General features: G+C 64.8%; 17 protein-coding genes. 8 read left to right on the top strand and 9 right to left on the bottom strand.

What is annotated here, in order from left to right:
* The first annotated feature begins 14 nt into the window (after positions 1 to 14).
* From NGM15_RS11920 to NGM15_RS11905, 4 genes are all read left to right on the top strand, one after another.
* Positions 15 to 383 (top strand): universal stress protein, encoded by a 369-nt coding sequence (locus tag NGM15_RS11920; protein ID WP_253431165.1) that lies wholly within the window; start codon positions 15 to 17, stop codon positions 381 to 383.
* Between the two features lie 2 nt (positions 384 to 385).
* Positions 386 to 973, top strand: a complete 588-nt coding sequence (locus NGM15_RS11915) for a GNAT family N-acetyltransferase (RefSeq protein WP_253431162.1) — start codon at positions 386 to 388, stop codon at positions 971 to 973.
* 57 nt (positions 974 to 1030) lie between these two features.
* The gene (gene gnd, locus NGM15_RS11910; RefSeq protein WP_253431160.1) at positions 1031 to 1927 is read left to right on the top strand and encodes a phosphogluconate dehydrogenase (NAD(+)-dependent, decarboxylating); all 897 of its coding nucleotides are present in this window, start codon (positions 1031 to 1033) and stop codon (positions 1925 to 1927) included.
* Positions 1928 to 2122: 195 nt separating this feature from the next.
* Complete coding sequence (locus NGM15_RS11905; protein WP_253431157.1) at positions 2123 to 2905, top strand: hypothetical protein; 783 nt, start codon at positions 2123 to 2125, stop codon at positions 2903 to 2905.
* 4 nt (positions 2906 to 2909) lie between these two features.
* Here NGM15_RS11905 and NGM15_RS11900 read toward each other — a convergent pair whose 3' ends face one another.
* Positions 2910 to 3413, bottom strand: a complete 504-nt coding sequence (locus tag NGM15_RS11900) for a DUF7344 domain-containing protein (protein ID WP_253431154.1) — start codon at positions 3411 to 3413, stop codon at positions 2910 to 2912.
* Positions 3414 to 3702: 289 nt separating this feature from the next.
* Here NGM15_RS11900 and NGM15_RS11895 point away from each other — a divergent pair, with 289 nt between their 5' ends.
* Both NGM15_RS11895 and NGM15_RS11890 read left to right on the top strand, forming a co-directional pair.
* Positions 3703 to 4188 carry an Lrp/AsnC family transcriptional regulator gene (locus NGM15_RS11895; protein WP_253431152.1) on the top strand — a complete coding sequence of 162 codons (486 nt, stop codon included), beginning with the start codon at positions 3703 to 3705 and terminating at the stop codon, positions 4186 to 4188.
* Positions 4185 to 5384, top strand: a complete 1200-nt coding sequence (locus tag NGM15_RS11890) for a pyridoxal phosphate-dependent aminotransferase (RefSeq protein ID WP_253431149.1) — start codon at positions 4185 to 4187, stop codon at positions 5382 to 5384. The genes NGM15_RS11895 and NGM15_RS11890 overlap by 4 nt, the downstream gene beginning before the upstream one ends.
* A gap of 99 nt (positions 5385 to 5483) precedes the next feature.
* Here NGM15_RS11890 and NGM15_RS11885 read toward each other — a convergent pair whose 3' ends face one another.
* Positions 5484 to 5933, bottom strand: a complete 450-nt coding sequence (locus NGM15_RS11885; RefSeq protein WP_253431146.1) for a DUF1467 domain-containing protein — start codon at positions 5931 to 5933, stop codon at positions 5484 to 5486.
* 212 nt (positions 5934 to 6145) lie between these two features.
* Here NGM15_RS11885 and NGM15_RS11880 point away from each other — a divergent pair, with 212 nt between their 5' ends.
* Positions 6146 to 6544 (top strand): hypothetical protein, encoded by a 399-nt coding sequence (locus tag NGM15_RS11880; RefSeq protein WP_253431143.1) that lies wholly within the window; start codon positions 6146 to 6148, stop codon positions 6542 to 6544.
* A 6-nt stretch (positions 6545 to 6550) separates the two neighbouring features.
* Here NGM15_RS11880 and NGM15_RS11875 read toward each other — a convergent pair whose 3' ends face one another.
* The 7 genes from NGM15_RS11875 to NGM15_RS11845 all read right to left on the bottom strand — a co-directional run bounded on the left by NGM15_RS11875 (position 6551) and on the right by NGM15_RS11845 (position 14282).
* On the bottom strand, positions 6551 to 7378 hold the full coding sequence (locus tag NGM15_RS11875; RefSeq protein ID WP_253431140.1) for a mechanosensitive ion channel family protein: 828 nt from the start codon (positions 7376 to 7378) through the stop codon (positions 6551 to 6553).
* Positions 7379 to 7833: 455 nt separating this feature from the next.
* Positions 7834 to 8898, bottom strand: a complete 1065-nt coding sequence (locus tag NGM15_RS11870; RefSeq protein WP_253431138.1) for an ABC transporter permease — start codon at positions 8896 to 8898, stop codon at positions 7834 to 7836.
* Positions 8895 to 10118 carry an ABC transporter permease gene (locus NGM15_RS11865; RefSeq protein WP_253431135.1) on the bottom strand — a complete coding sequence of 408 codons (1224 nt, stop codon included), beginning with the start codon at positions 10116 to 10118 and terminating at the stop codon, positions 8895 to 8897. Before NGM15_RS11865 ends, NGM15_RS11870 begins: the two co-directional genes overlap by 4 nt.
* A complete protein-coding gene (locus tag NGM15_RS11860) occupies positions 10115 to 11707 on the bottom strand; it encodes an ABC transporter ATP-binding protein (RefSeq protein WP_253431132.1) in 1593 nt (530 codons plus the stop codon). Before NGM15_RS11860 ends, NGM15_RS11865 begins: the two co-directional genes overlap by 4 nt.
* Positions 11708 to 11712: 5 nt before the next feature.
* Entirely contained in the window at positions 11713 to 12840 is a 1128-nt protein-coding gene (locus tag NGM15_RS11855) for a BMP family lipoprotein (protein ID WP_253431129.1), read from the bottom strand.
* 104 nt (positions 12841 to 12944) lie between these two features.
* Positions 12945 to 13943, bottom strand: coding sequence for a nucleoside hydrolase (locus tag NGM15_RS11850; protein ID WP_253431126.1), 999 nt, complete (start codon positions 13941 to 13943; stop codon positions 12945 to 12947).
* Positions 13944 to 14117: 174 nt separating this feature from the next.
* Positions 14118 to 14282 (bottom strand): DUF7576 family protein, encoded by a 165-nt coding sequence (locus NGM15_RS11845; RefSeq protein ID WP_253431123.1) that lies wholly within the window; start codon positions 14280 to 14282, stop codon positions 14118 to 14120.
* Positions 14283 to 14798: 516 nt separating this feature from the next.
* On the opposite strand from NGM15_RS11845, the gene NGM15_RS11840 reads away from it, so the two are divergent.
* Positions 14799 to 15281, top strand: coding sequence for an Lrp/AsnC family transcriptional regulator (locus NGM15_RS11840; protein ID WP_253431121.1), 483 nt, complete (start codon positions 14799 to 14801; stop codon positions 15279 to 15281).
* The last annotated feature ends 127 nt before the right edge of the window (positions 15282 to 15408 follow it).

Here is a 15408-nt window from a genome sequence, read left to right as displayed (position 1 = left end):
TCGCACACGAACGCATGCACGTCCTGTTGGGACTCGACGGAAGCGACGAGTCGGTGAAGACGCTCGATACGACAATCGAGCGCGTCGACGAGGTGGGCGACGACCTGCTCGTCGCCGTCCTCGACAAGCCGGAGGCGGACCGAACGGCCGAGGAGATGCACGATCTGGCCCAGGAACGACTCGTGGCGGCGGGGATCGACGCCGAAATCCGGACGCTCGAGGGCGATCCCGGCAGTTCGCTGGTCGACCTGGCCGAGCGTGAGGCCGTCGATCAGCTGGTGATCGGTGGCGGAACCAGGAGCCCGATGGGGAAAGTTCGCCTCGGGCCGATCACCGAGTTCGTCCTGTTGAACGCGACGATGACCGTCAAACTCGTTCGATAACGATGACGGGGAGACAACGACGAGTGTACCCGGACGAACCGGCAGGTCCGTTTCCGACGCCGCCGACGACCTACACCGATCCAGAGGGGCGAGACATCGAGATCGACCCTCTCGACGGCGGTACCGGACCCGAACCGGCCGACGGAGCGCTCGAGGCGCTCACCCGAATGTACGTACAGTTCGACCCCGCCGACCGCGCCCAGGGGATTCCACCGACCGGCGAGGAGCGCATCCGCCAGTGGCTCGAGCCGTTGCTCGAGGACGGGATCAACGTCGTCGCGCGACACGAGGAGGGGGTGATCGGTCACGCGACGCTGGTTCCGGACGTCGACGATCCGGAGACGATCGAGGACCTGAGCGAGATCGAGTGGGAGCTGGCGATCTTCGTCCTGCAGGCCTACCAGCGCGGCGGCATTGGAACGCAGTTGCTCGAGCACCTCCTCGGGGAGGCTGCCGACCGCGGCGTCGAGTGGGTCTGGCTCACCGTCGAACGCTGGAACGGCCCGGCCATCGCGCTGTACGAACGCGTCGGCTTCGAACTGTGTGGAGCCGAGAGCTTCGAACAGGAGATGTCGATCCACATCGTGTAACCCTGCTCGCGACGGGAAACCGCAACCCCTACCACGCCCGTGCGCGCACGGCTATCCATGCAACTGGGCGTAGTCGGACTCGGACGAATGGGCCGGATCGTCGTCGACCGGGTGCTCGCCGCGGGCCACGACGTCGTCGCCTTCGACCTGGACGAGGACGCGATCGACGCGGCGGCCGCCGCGGGGGCTAGCCCCGCCGACTCGATCGACGACCTGTGTGACCAGCTCGGTGACGACAAGCGGATCTGGCTGATGGTTCCTGCGGGCGCGCCCGTCGACGCGAGCCTCGAGACGCTCGAGCCCCGCCTCGAGGCCGCGGACGTGGTCGTCGACGGTGGTAACTCGAACTTCCAGGATACGCTCCGACGCGCCGAGGCGTGCCCGGCGGCGTATCTCGATTGCGGAACGTCTGGCGGCCCCGCCGGCGCCGAACTCGGCTTCTCGCTCATGGTCGGCGGTCCCGAGTGGGCCTACGACGAACTCGTCCCGGCGTTCGACGCCGTGGCGACGGGGCCGGATGGCCACGCCAGGATGGGACCCTCGGGGTCGGGCCACTACGTCAAGATGGTCCACAACGGCGTCGAGTACGCGCTGATGCAGGCCTACGGCGAGGGCTTCGAACTGCTCCACGAGGGCCGGTTCGACCTCGACCTCGAGGCCGTCGCCTCGGTGTGGAACAACGGCGCAGTCATCCGGTCCTGGCTGCTCGAACTCTGCGAGGAGGCGTTCCGCGAGGAGGGGTCCGACCTGGGAGACGTCGCCGACCGGATCGAGGGTGGCTCGACGGGCACCTGGACTGTCCAGGAGGGCCTCGAGCAGGAGGTTCCCCTCCCGCTGATCTACACGGCGCTCGCCGAGCGATACAGTTCGCGGGCGGACGAGGGTCGGTTCTCGAGGCGGCTCGCGAATCGTCTGCGGTACGGGTTCGGTCGCCACGAAGTAAAGCGGCGGTAGGCGGTTTGTGGGGTAGATGGGGGGGGGGGGGGGTGGGTCGACGACGCGGTGTTCTGGTGAACTGATGAGTTGGCGTTTTGCCGATTTGGCGAGTTTGTGAGTGGCGTTCTGCCGATCTAGCAACTTGACAGCCTATACGCTCACCGACCGACAGACGCACCCACCTATATGTACCCCTCGACACATCGGTCAGGTATGCAGACAGTCGAGGTCACGGACGAACAGTACGCGGTGATCCAGCGATTGCGAGCGGCCATCTCCGAAGACGTCGTCGGCAGGTACGGCTTCGTGCGCGAGCGCGACGCGATCCAGTTTCTGATCGACAATCTCGAAGCGGGCGAGGACGGTGAGGGCGGCCTCGATGTCGACTTCGAGGCCGACACATCGGGTCGAACAGCGACGGACGACGTGGCGGCGGCCGTCGAGACGGCGATCGAGTCGGGCTCCCAGGCCAATGGGGTGGCGGAAGTCAGTTACGACGAGGAGTTAGAGACGAGCGCTGCCGACGAAGATGACGGCGCTGTGGATGCCGACGGCGACGCCGGTGCGGACTCGGCGGAATCCGAGTCGGATGTAGATGCGGATGCGGATACCGAGGACTCGAGCGAGGACGACGCCGGGGGCGACGACACCTCAGACGATGCCGACGCCAGCGAGAACGACGGTGAGGGTGCAAATGAGGACGACAGTGAGAGCGCAGACGAGGGCGAGGACGAAACCGAGGACACCACCGAGAACGAAGACGAGGCGGACGGAGACGCAGACGACAAAAACGAGGACGAGGGTACAGACAGCGGCGGCGCCGCCGACGACGACGACATGCTGAACAAGATGATGAACCTCCTCGACACCCACGAGGACAAGTGGGACGAATCACCCGCTGCGGACTATCGCTACCGGGTCACGCTCCCCGACGACTCCACCGAGGACGTGCAGACGAAAGACGACGTGCGCGCACTCCTGTTCAAGAATTACTGACCTATTACTGACCTACGTTACCGGTAGCCACCGCCGGCTCACCTGCCGATGCGCCGAGGTGAGGACGGAATCGCTGTAGCTGGTCTGTCGGGTACACCAGCCCACGGGATTTGTCGTACTCGAGGAGCCCCTGCCGGTCCAGTTTCGGGAGGACCGACGTAGAGAGGGAGACGTATACTCGCTTTCGCTGGCGGTCCTCGAGGTCGGCAACCGTCGTCTCGTGTTCCCGGGCGGCAACCCGTTCGGCGAGGGCCCCCATCTTTACGGGCTCGTTCGTCCCGTGTTCGAGCAGACAGGTGGCCGTCTCTCGCTGACGGGGCGTCTCCAGGACTCGTCCGCCGGCGTTGCCTGGACCGTCAGGGCTGTCGGTGGTAGCCGGTCGGTCGTCCGTCGAATCGTTCCGCTGGGGTTCTTTCACCTGGGTGACTGGGTTGGAACGGCGCACCGACGTCTCGACGTGGCGTGCAACTCGCTTGATCGTCTCGTTCTTGGGTACGGTATCTTTCATTGACAGCATGGTGGCCTCTGACGATGTGATGGGCGTCGTGCCCGATTCGATGAGAGTGCCGTATCGTCAACGGTCTCGCGTATAGGATACTCAAATAGTCCTGTCGTTATGCCCATTGTCCCAAAACACGTTGGGTAAATATAGGGGAGTTAACATGCTGACGAATACGCGCGTCCTCCCCCGAACGTCGATTCCAGCCCGCTCGATGGTGCACTCGCCGAACCCCATCGATTCGTCAGGTGTTGCACGTGGCACAACGCTTTTCCCGGCGCTCGCGCTTCGGAGGGATATGAGCGAACGCGAGGTCCTCGAGTTGCTTCGTGAGAACGCGCGGTACGACACGGCCGACATCGCGCGAATGACCGACCTCGACGAGGACGAGGTAGCCGACGCCATCGAGGCGCTCGAGGTCGCCGGAATCGTTCGGGGCTACCGGGCCGTCGTCGACTGGGACCGCCTCGAGGACGAACGCGTTCGTGCCGAGGTCGAACTCAACGTCACCCTCGACCGCGAGACGGGCTACGACGACATCGCCGAGCGACTCGCTCGCTTCCCGCAGGTGAAAGCACTCCGACTGATCAGCGGTGACTACGACTTCGACATGGAGGTCGAGGGCGACTCGATCCGCGAGGTCTCCCGGTTCATCAGCGAGAAGGTCGCCCCCGTCCCCGAAATCACCCAGACGGTCACCCACTACGTGATGGCCTCCTACAAGGAGAACGGGATCGAACTCGGGGACGGCGAGGACGACGACCGACTCTCCGTGTCGCCATGACCAGGAGCCTCGAGCCAGCCGAACGCGTCCAGGCGGTCGGCCCTTCGGGTATCCGTCGCTTCTTCGAAATTGCCGAGGAGCGCGACGACGTCATCTCCCTGGGCGTCGGCGAACCCGACTTCTCCGCACCGTGGGCGGCGCGGGACGCCGCCATCCAGTCACTCGAGCGGGGGAAGACCTCCTACACGGCCAACCGCGGCATGTACGACCTTCGCGAGGCCATCTCGAGGCACGTTGCCGATCGCTTCGGCCTCGCGTACGATCCCGACGCGGAGGTTCTCGTCACTGCGGGCGCGAGCGAGGCCGTCGACCTGGCCTTTCGGGCGTTCGTCGACGCCGGCGATACCGTCGCCGTGGCTCAGCCGGCGTACATCTCCTACGGACCGGGCGTGATCTTCGCAGGCGGGGAGGTCCTCCCCGTGCGGACGCGGGAGGAGGACGACTTCCGGCTCACAGTCGAGGCGCTCGAGGCAGCCGGAGCCGAGGCTGCGGACCTGCTCGTCATGTGCTATCCGAACAACCCGACCGGCGCCGTGATGACGCGGACTGATCTCGAGCCCATTACCGAGTTCGCCCGCGAGCACGACCTCGCGGTCCTCTCGGACGAAATTTACGCCGAGTTGACTTACGACGAGCGCGACGCCGACGCGAGTCCCGGCACCGCCACCCACGCGTCCATCGCGACGCTTCCGGGCATGCGCGAGCGCACCATCGTCTGCAACGGGTTCTCGAAGGCCCACGCGATGACCGGGTTGCGACTGGGCTACGCGCTCGGTCCCGGCGGGGCGATCGGTGCGATGAACCGCGTCCACCAGTACGGCATGCTCTCGGCGCCGACGACCGCCCAGTACGCGGCCCTCGAGGCGCTCGATTCCTGTGCGAACGACGTCGAGGCGATGGTCGACCAGTACGGCCGCCGGCGCCGGTTCGTCATCTCGCGGTTTCGCGAGATCGGAATGCCGTGTTTCGAGGCGAAAGGGGCGTTCTACGTCTTCCCCGAGGTGCCCAACGGGTGGGACGGGAGCGCGAATGACTTCGCCGAGCGACTCCTCCGCGAGCGCGGCGTCGCGGTCGTCCCCGGTGACGTCTTCGGCGTCGGCGGCGAGGGCCACCTCCGGGTTTCGTACGCGACGGGCCTCGAGGACCTACGCGAGGCGCTGGCGCGGATCGAGTCGTTCGTCGAGGAGCACGTCTGAAGCCGTTTCGTCCACAGCGTTCTGCCAGCTGCGTGGCGAGTACGTGACGTCTTCGGGAGAATTCGTTACCCGACTATCGGATCGCGACGGCAATTCGAGTCAGTCGTCGCCCTCGACCAGGATCCGCTCTTCGGGCCGTGGTCGTCCTGGATGGACGCCGTAGCGCGCCATCGCGTAGAGCGCCGTTACCGCAGTTGCACACAGAAACGTGCTCCCGGCACCGGCTTCGAATGCGACGAGCGGTATCGTGGCGGACAGGGAGTCGGCAACCGCCGTCGCTCCCTCGCTCGAAGGCGCTGCCACGAGTCCGTAGGGGAGGAAGGCGACGAAGGCGACCGTCCACCATCGAACTGTTGCCCGATGAACGCCCTCGAGCGGACGCTCGCTCACCTCGCTCGCGACGCCGGCGAGTCCGACCGAGACGAGACACAGCGCCGCGAGCGATCGGGCCGAGGGCGTCAAACCGCTGCTGATGGCGACGCCGGCGGCGACGAGCGCCGCCGACGTGACGGTCACGAACCGCGTCGACTCGAGGAGACGAGTGGGCATCGCGTGGCGGTAGTGAGCAATTACACATAGGTCTCTCGAATCAGCTATCGTCACGAAAAATTGACTTTCAGGGCATCGAGGCCGACGAACAACAAAGGACGTATTACCGGTGGCGAGAAGTCACGGCCAAGGATGGCGAGCGTACGTGATCGGACGAAGAAAGGGGGTAAACCCGGGTCCGGGTCCCACGCTGGACTCGAGGTGATCGAACCGTGCTAAAACGCCTGTGGAAACGGTACGTCGCGGAGCGGCCGGACGAATACCAGGCGTACATCTCCCTGCCGACGGAATCGTCGGCACCGACGATGGGCGCGCTTCACGACCTGATCCAGGACGCCGAGTTCGCGTTCGAGGGTCGACTCGACGTCTACGCGCGGCGCCGACGCCTCGCCGTCGTCACTGACCGCGTTCCACACGAAACGTTCGACACCGCTGCGTTCGATGCGGTGATCGAGACGCTCGAGTCGCTGTACGAGGCTCATGCCGTCGCGCGCGTCGAGAAGTGGCGCTCGGTTAACGGCCGATTGGTGAAGACGTACGTCGTCGTCCCGGTCAAACCGCTCTTCTCGAAGCTGGCGAAACCGAAAGCGGCGCGGCCGGCCGTCCGGTGACCGGGATCAGTCGTCTAAATCCGCTCCAGGACCGGGGCCCGGCTCGGAACCGTGTTCGCGGTCCGATCGAGGGCTGGACCCGCTCCCCGTTCCAGCGCCACTCTCGCCCGCTCGCCGCTGATTGGACGACTCATCGGACGGCGCCATCGAGTTCGTCCGGCGCATCCAGCTGTCGATGTTCTCGGCGACGTAGTCCTTGCCGCCCCAGCCGAAGGCGACGCCGGCGCCGATTGCCACGGCCGCGGCCAGGCCCCACGCGAGCGCTCGCGCGAAGACTAACAGGATGCCGACGTCGATGCCCATCGTCCCGAGGCCGATCACGATGGCCGTGAAGTAGAGGAACACCCGGGCTCCGTCGGCGAACCAGGACGTGTAGGCCGTCTGGGTTGCTGCTCGAGTCCGCTCGATCATGTCGCCGACGAAGTCAGCGACGATGAACCCGAAGACGATGACGAGCAGGCCCGCGACGAACGCCGGCAAGTAGGAGACTGCGGTCGAGATCCACTCCGACAGGAGTGCGATCGCGAGGGCGTTCGCGGCCGCGAGGATCGCGAGGGCGTAGACGAACCACTTCGCCAGTTTGCCGAATGTTCTCGAGACGGCTTGCTCTGTTCCGCCGAGGATGCGACCGAGCGGCGTCTCGAGCACCATGCGATCGAGTTCGATGCCGTCGGCGATTCGCATGACGACGCGGCCGGCGAGGCGGCCGATGATCCAGCCGATTGCCAGGATGACCAGTGCGCCAACGAGTCGCGGCAGAAACGTCACCAGTTCGGCGATTGGATCCTGGAGCCAGTCGGGAACCGTTACCTGTGCGGGTTGTGTGTGAACCATACCCGAACGATGGTCCCCACCCGACTTTACGCTAGACGTTGCTCTCGGTGGAAATATCCTGTTTCCGGTGTCGTATACCCGTCGGGAATCAACACGTATCGGTCCGACGAAGTGTGTCGGGTATCAGAACTGTCGGGAATCGACATAGAGTCTCGACGGCCTCAGGCGGTGGTCGTCACCGCGCGTTGCCGTGACGGCCACGCGTTCCCACTGAGTCGCACGCGGTTCAAAACCCGAGAGACGACGCGACGGTCTATCGGTATTCGAGGCCGAGTTCTCGCTCGGAGCGGTCGTCCCGACCGACCAGTAATCGTCCGTTAGCTGTGAGTGCATTCGTTGCCCGGTCGGTACGGGGGTTCGACATCGACGACCGCTAGCACGGACTGTTTCCGGAGCAGCCGGTGTTCCTGTGTGACGGATTTTGACCGAAACGCGAAACTCGAGTTGGAGGACGACTACTCGTCGGAGTCGTAGTGTTCGCCCGCGGCCGACGGCATCCGGGTGCGACCGACGAACGTGAGCACGACCAGGACGGCGACGTAGGGGATAATTCCGACGAGCGTCGAGGAGATGTCGTACGCGGCGATCTGTTGAAGTTCGATCTGGAGCGCGTCGAGGGCCGCGAAGAGGAACGACGCGAGGAACGCGCCGATCGGGTTGTAGTTCCCGATCAGGTACGCCGTCAGGCCGATCCAACCGCGGCCATCGATCATGGTGTCGCCGGTTCCCGTGAACTGACCCACGTTGAGCGCCCAACCGGCCCCACCGATGCCACAGTAGACGCCCGAGAGCAGGACGCCAGCGTAACGCACCTTTCGGACGTCGACGCCAGCCGTGTCGAGCGACTTGGGGTCCTCGCCGCTGGCCTCGAGCCACATCCCGAACGTGGTCCGGTTGAGGAGGTACCACGAGACGGGAACGGCCACGAGCAAGAGCAGCACCTGCGGCGAAACCTCGAAAATCTGGCCGACCCCCGGCAGCGCGGAGAGTCCCGGAATCGAGATGGACGAGAACGTGCCGACGTTCCCCGGACTGCTTCGGCGATTCCAGATGACGACGCTGAGGAACGGGGCGGCGCCCAGCGCGATCAACCAGACGGCGAGGCCGGCAATGATCTGGTCGGCCTTGAACTCGATGCAGACGATGGCGAACAGGAGGGCGATCAGCGTGCTCGCGAAGATGGCCCCCAGGAGCGCGAGCCACGGATTCGGCTCGATCGGGACGGACTCGGAACCGAGTGCGTACATGGTCGCGATCGAACTGAACGCGCCGACGATGAGCAGCCCCTCGAGTCCGATGTTGATGACGCCGGATTTCTCGGCGAAGATGCCGCCCATCGCGGCGAAGGCGATTGGGACGGTGAACCGGAGCGCCGAGCCGAGATAGGAGACGCTGATGACGCCGGCAATCTCGCCGACGAACTGGCGTCCGCCGTCGACGACGAGGCCGAGCACGAGCACGCCGAGGAGCCCCGCGCCGATGGCCAGTCCTTGTCGACGGGTGACGGTCGGCGCGTTCATCGACGCTCACCTCCGTCGGTCGCGACGGGTTCGCTGCCGAATCCGTAGTGCTTGCCCAGTAACCGGAAGAACTCGGGCATGGCGATGAAGAGGATGATCAATCCCCTGAGCACCTCGACGAGTTCGTTCGGGATGCCGAGTGAGATGTCGACCGCCACGCTGCCGGTCTTGAGGGTTCCAAAGAGGAGGGCGGCCGGAATCACGCCGATGGGGTTGTTCCCGGCGAGGATGGAGACGGCGATGCCGTCGAAGCCGAGCGGCGGGATGCCCGCCTGCCAGCGATACTGGACCATCGTGACGTATATCGCCCCGGCGATACCGCCCAGTACACCGGATAGCGTCATGCTCGTGACGACGTTTCGTCTCGCATCGACGCCGCCGTACTCCGCTGCGGCCTCCTGGATGCCGCTCGTGCGCAGGTCGTAGCCGATGACGGTTCGCGAGTACAGGAGGGCGATGCCAATGGCGATCGCGAGGGCGCCGACCAGGGCGATCAGCGAAAACCGGCTCCCGTCGATCGACGCCGGCAGTCGGGCGACCCCCGGGATCGGCTCCGTTTGCACCGAATCGCTCGCCAGGTCGCCGATGTGGACCTGCACGAGCCAGTAGGCGACGCCCGCGGCGACGAAGTTGAGCATGATCGTCGTGATCACCTCGTGGGCGTTCGCGTAGGCCTTCATCAGGCCGGGGATCATCCCCCAGACTCCGCCGACGAAACCGCCGACGACGATTCCGACCGGGATGACGACGAGTGAGCCGAGCAGCGTATCCGGCACGAACTCCCCGACCGTGAGTACCGTCATCGCCGTCGCCAGCGCGCCGAGTACCATCTGCCCCTGTGTCCCGATGTTGAACAGGCCGGCGCGAAACGCGACGGCGACCGAGAGCCCGGTGAACAGCAACAGGGTCGTCTGCAACAGCGTCTGGCCAAGGTCGGTGAACGAGCCGAACGCCCCGTCCAGGATCGTCCAGTACATCTCGAGCGGGTTGTAACAGCCGTACCCGAGCCCCGGCAGGTAGATGAAGGGACTCGAGCACTCGGCGACGAAGCCGGAGACGAACACCAGGACGGCGCCGACGACGAGTGCGAAGACGAGTGAGCCGAGGCTGATTGCGACGCGTTCGGCCGCCGAGGCGTCGACGAGGCGGTCGAGGGTTGCTCCGCCGCGTTCGCGCCAGCCGCCGTCCTCGCTACTGCCCTTGCTGCCGTCGCCACTCATACCACCGACCTCCCGACTCGAGCGCCGTCGACATCGAGTCCGTCGGGTCGTTCGCCGGCCATGAGCAAGCCGAGTTCCTCTTCGGTGACGGCTTCGGGGTCGACGACGGCGACGAGTTCGCCGTCGTGCATGACCGCGAGTCGATCCGAAAGCTGGGTCACCTCGTCGAGTTTCGAGGAGACGAGCAACACCGCTTTCCCCGCCGAACGGAGGTCGAGCAGTCGGTTGTGGATGAACTCGATGCTCCCGATGTCGACCCCCCGAGTCGGTTGTGCGGCGACGACCAGCGAGGGGTCACGCTCGAACTCGCGGCCCACGATGAACTTCTGCTGGTTCCCGCCCGAGAGCGAGTGGGCCGTTGCCGAGGGGTCCGGTGGCCGCACGTCGTACTCCTCGATGATCTCGTCGACGTAGTCGCTGGTCGCCGCCCAGTCGATCAGTCGACCGTCCGAGAACGGCGCGAGGTGCTGACGGCCCAGCAGGCCGTTGCGCCGAAGATCGTAATCCATCACGAGGCTTCGTTTCTGCCGGTCCTCGGCGACGTAGGCCATCCCGGCGGAGATACGCTCGCGACGTGGCACCGAGGTGATCTCGCGCCCGTCGAACGTGATCGCTCCGCCGGTCGTCCGACGGAGCCCCGTGATGGCCTCGACGAGTTCCGACTGGCCGTTTCCGTCGACGCCCGCGATGCCGAATACTTCGCCCTCGTGGACGCGGAACGTCGCCTCGTCGACCGCGACGACGCCCCGCTCGTCCGTGACCGTCACGCCGTCGACGTCCAGGACGACGTCTCCGCGCGTAGCGGCGGGTTTGTCGACCTCGAGGAGTACGTCCCGACCGACCATCATGCGCGCGAGTTCCTCACGGGTGGCGTCGGCCGCCGGAACCGTTCCGACGAGTTCGCCGTTTCGCAGGACGCTAATCTCGTCGGCGACCTCGAGCGCCTCGCCGAGTTTGTGCGTGATGAAGATGATCGTCTTGTCCTCGGCGATGAGTTCCTCGAGGACCTCGAGCAAGGCGTCGACCTCTTGCGGAGTGAGGACAGCGGTCGGTTCGTCGAGGATGAGGACGTCCGCGCCACGATAGAGCGTCTTCAGGATCTCGACGCGCTGCTGTTCGCCGACGCTGACGTCCTCGATGCGCTCGGTCGGGTCGACATCGAAGCCGTAGCGGTCGGCCAGCGCCCGCGTCTCCTCGTTGGCCCTGGCTCGGTCGGTCGCGAGGCCGCCCCACTTCGTCGGTTCGTCCCCCAGGACGACGTTCTCGGCGACGGTCATCGTGTCCACGAGCATGAAGTGCTGGTGGATCATGCCGATGCCGACGGCCATCGCGTCGCCGGGATCGTCGAACGTTTGCTCCCGGCCGTCGATTCGAATCGTTCCCTCCGTGGGTTCGTACAGCCCGTAGAGGACGTTCATCAGCGTCGTCTTCCCGGCCCCGTTCTCGCCGATCAGGGCGTGGATCGAGCCGCGTTCGACGGTGAAGTCGACGTCGTCGTTCGCGACGACGCCCGGGAACCGCTTCGTGATCCCTTCGAGGGCCACCGCCGCCGGCGTCTCGCCGTCCGTCCCGCGCTCGTCAGGCACCATCGCGTCTAGAGGTCGTCGGTGGTGTCCGGCACGTCGATTTCACCGTCGATGATCGCCTGCCGGGACTCCTCGAGCGCGTCGACGATGTCCTCGGGGAGTTCGCCCTCGAAGTCCTGGCCGATGGTTGCGCTCACGCTGCCGTCGTCGTCGAGGCCCAGGTCGTTCATGCCGCTCTCGAACTCGTCGTTGACGACGGCCTCGACCGAGTCGTAGACGGCGTTGTCGACGCGCTTGACCATGCTCGCGACGATCACGTCGCTGAAGTCCTCGGCGCTGATCGACTGGTCGTCGTCGACGCCGATGGCGAATCGACCGGCCGATTGGGCGGCCTGGAAGACGCCGCCACCGGTGCCGCCCGCGGCGTGGTAGACGACGTCCGCGCCGTCGTCGTACATTCCGCTGGCGATCTCCTGGCCTCGGGACGGGTCGTTCCAGCTTCCGGCGTACGCCGATGGCGTCTCGATGCTGTCGTCGGCGTGGCGAACGCCTGCGATGTAGCCCGCCTCGAATCGATCGATGAGGGCGGTCTCCTGGCCGCCGACGAAGCCGACGACGGTCTCGTCGGTGTTCGTCTCGCCACCGCCGTGGGCGTAGTCGGTCGTCGTCAACAGGCCAGCGAGGTGACCGACCTGGAAGGACCCCTCGTGTTCCCGGAACGTGTAGTTGGCGACGTTGTCAGCCTCGACGACCGCGTCGACGAGCACGAACTGCTGGTCGCTGAACTCCGCGGCGTTCTCCTCGAGGTCGGTCGCGTGGTCGAAGCCGATACAGCAGACGAGGTCGATTTCTTCGTCGCCCGCGAAGTTCCGCTGCATCTGGTTCATGTCGGCGGGGGCGTCGGGTTCGGCGTCCTTGTAGGAGATGCCGAAGTCCTCTACCGCTCGCTCGATGCCGGCGTTGGCCATGTCGTTGAACGAGTCGTCACCGAGGCCACCGGTCGAGTAGATAATGCCGACGGTGATGTCGGATCCGGCGCCGCCGTTGCCGTTGCCGTCGGCGGTGTCGTTCCCGTTCCCGTTCCCACCGTTGCCGCCGTTGCCGCCGTTGCCGCCGTTGCCGTCGTCGACCAGACAACCAGCCAGTCCCGCCGTTACCCCTACACCTGCTGTCGTGAGAAACGTCCGTCGTTGCATATCCGTGCAAGTGCACGCGACCGGTTTATAGATTCGGTTTCGAAAGGAGATAATGACTTTACGTGAATTACCTGAAGATTCGGTCGCAGAGAGTTACCGATCGGTCACTCCTCCTTCTCCCCTTCACCCTCCCTCCGATGGGGATTCTCGTACTGAAACGCGTCGAGCAGCATCCGCCTGAACCGGTCGCCATCGACTGACTCGATCACTCGCGTCTTCGCCTCACCGTCGGTCACGCCGAGTTCGTCGACCAGGCTGTACCCGCGGGTCATCCCCTCCCGGTCGTCGACGGCCACGTAGTACGTGCTCGCCGACTCGACGATGTCTGGCTCGAGCACCGTCGCGATCGCCAGCGAATCGGGCTGGGTCGTCACGTCCGCACCGAGGGCGTCGTGGTCGGACTGGCGGTTGAACGCGCGGACAGCGTCGGTGACGGTCAGGTAGAAGTCCGCGAGCGGCGTGTCCATCGCCTCGACCGCCCCGAAGACCTCGGTGTCGAACATCGAGTCCTGGAGCGTCAGTCCCCAGTCGATCAGCGTCGTCTCGAAGGCGTCCATCACGGCCGCCGCGGCGTCGGGATCGACCCAGAAGTTGTACTCCGCCGCGGGCGTGACGTTTCCGAGCGTATTGACCGCGCCGCCCATGATCACCACTTCGTCGAGCAGATCCGGCAGGTCGGGTTCGCGCTCGAGCGCCAGGGCGACGTTCGTCAGCGGGGCGATGCAGGCCAGGGTGATCTCGCCGGGGTTCTCGCGAGCGGTCTCGACGATGAAGTCGACGGCGTGTACCTCCGCCGAGGGGATTCCCGTCTCGGGAAAGAGGTCGCCACCCAGGCCGCCCTCGCCGTGGATGTACTCCGCGAACTCGTGGTCCTTCTCGAGCGGCTCGCGAGCGCCCTCGTAGACCGGCACCTCGTCGTCCCCAGCGAGGTCGAGGGTGTACTTCGCGTTCTCGACCTGGTACTCGAACGGAACGTTACCCGCACAGATTGTCACGCCCTCGAGGGTGATGCGATCTGAGCAGGCCGCGAGCACGAGCGCCTGCGTGTCGTCTCCCGCGGTGTCCGTGTCGACGATCAGCCGAGTCGGGTCCGAATCGCTCATCGACCGACGGTTCGGGACGGACGAGGAATACCCTGTCGACCCTTTCGAAGTCGGTTGGTGTCTGCTCGTCGAATTGGCGCGAGTAGAAGGCGCGCACACAGCGCGGACGCCGTCCGAATAGAACGAACGAAGAATCAGCCAGTATGGTGCTCTCGGCAGCGAAACTACCCTGAACTAGTCGCTGGCCCACGACCCTCTGCACTCGTCGCTACAGAACGAGACTGGAGAGTCTTCGCCGCCGTCGGTGACCACGTCGACGATCGGTGGAGAGGCAGCGGTACTGTACTCGATCCCACACTGGGCGCAATAATTCCAGAAATCCGGTCTGTCGTCACTCATTGTACCCTCCCGTCGTGACTCGCCCATCACTGGAATCACGCACCTGGGTACCGCCATTGGTACCCTCGTCAGTCACATCATCGACAGCTCGATCGAGGACGCGGTGGGCATCCAGGTCAGTTACCGTGGCCAGCGGTGGCGACGCAGGTAGTGGCCTCCCTTCTGTTTCAGCAACAGCTCTGACAACGGTTACTGTGGCCGTGTCAGATCCGTGGGAGTTCACCACCGAGGACGGAACAGGTAGGCCCGACTTCACAGTCGTTCAATGGCGTCTACGTATAAAAAACCCAGGTTGTGGGATTCGATACTTCCCGTAAAGATAAGATATTCTGTGGAATCTCGAGCTAAATCAGAATTGCTATTCGATATTACCTTGACTTCGCCACTCCTCTTAAGTGCCCGAAAACGTATTTCGATAATACCTTTCCAACGCCTGTTTCCCGAACTTCTCGAAAATCACTCTCGGAAACTGTGGAGTATCGATAGTATCATGGAGGCGGCCCGACAAGCTCGATTGTGACCGAGTACGAACTCGACGACGTAGACAGGTGTTTGCTCAATCTGCTTCAGGAGAACGCTCGGTCCAATGCAATCGGACTGGCCGAGGAACTCGGCGTCTCCGACAACACCGTTCACAATCGGATGGAACGGCTGGAGGAGGCCGGCGTCATTACTGGATACACGACGAGCGTCGACCACGACCGGACGGGCCTTCGTCTCTACTTTCACTTCAGCTGCACGGCCCGCATCAGCGAACGCTCCGACGTGGCCGAGAAGGCGCTGGCGCTCCCCCAGGTCACCGAAGTGACCGAACTGATGACCGGACAGGAGAACCTCCACATCAAGGCGGTCGGGACCGAAAACGAGGATATCACCTACGTTGCCGAACAACTCGACGACCTCGCACTCGAAATCAACGACGAGAATCTCATCCGAACCGAACACGCCACACCTCTCGACTACGTAACGGTGAGGGACCTGCTCCCGATCGAACGGTAACGCGCCGAGCATCGCACTGCGAGGTGCGCTGCGGTCAGCACGGCGAGTATCGCACCGCGGAGCGCCTCCGTGATTAGCCGCGGTATTCTCGACGCAAACCGAGTAGCGTACGTCCCGTCGCGTTCTA

The organism is Natronosalvus halobius (assembly GCF_024138145.1).
In the GTDB taxonomy this organism is placed as follows: Archaea; Halobacteriota; Halobacteria; order Halobacteriales; family Natrialbaceae; genus Natronosalvus; species Natronosalvus halobius.
This window is presented reverse-complemented; position numbering and strand designations above follow the sequence as displayed.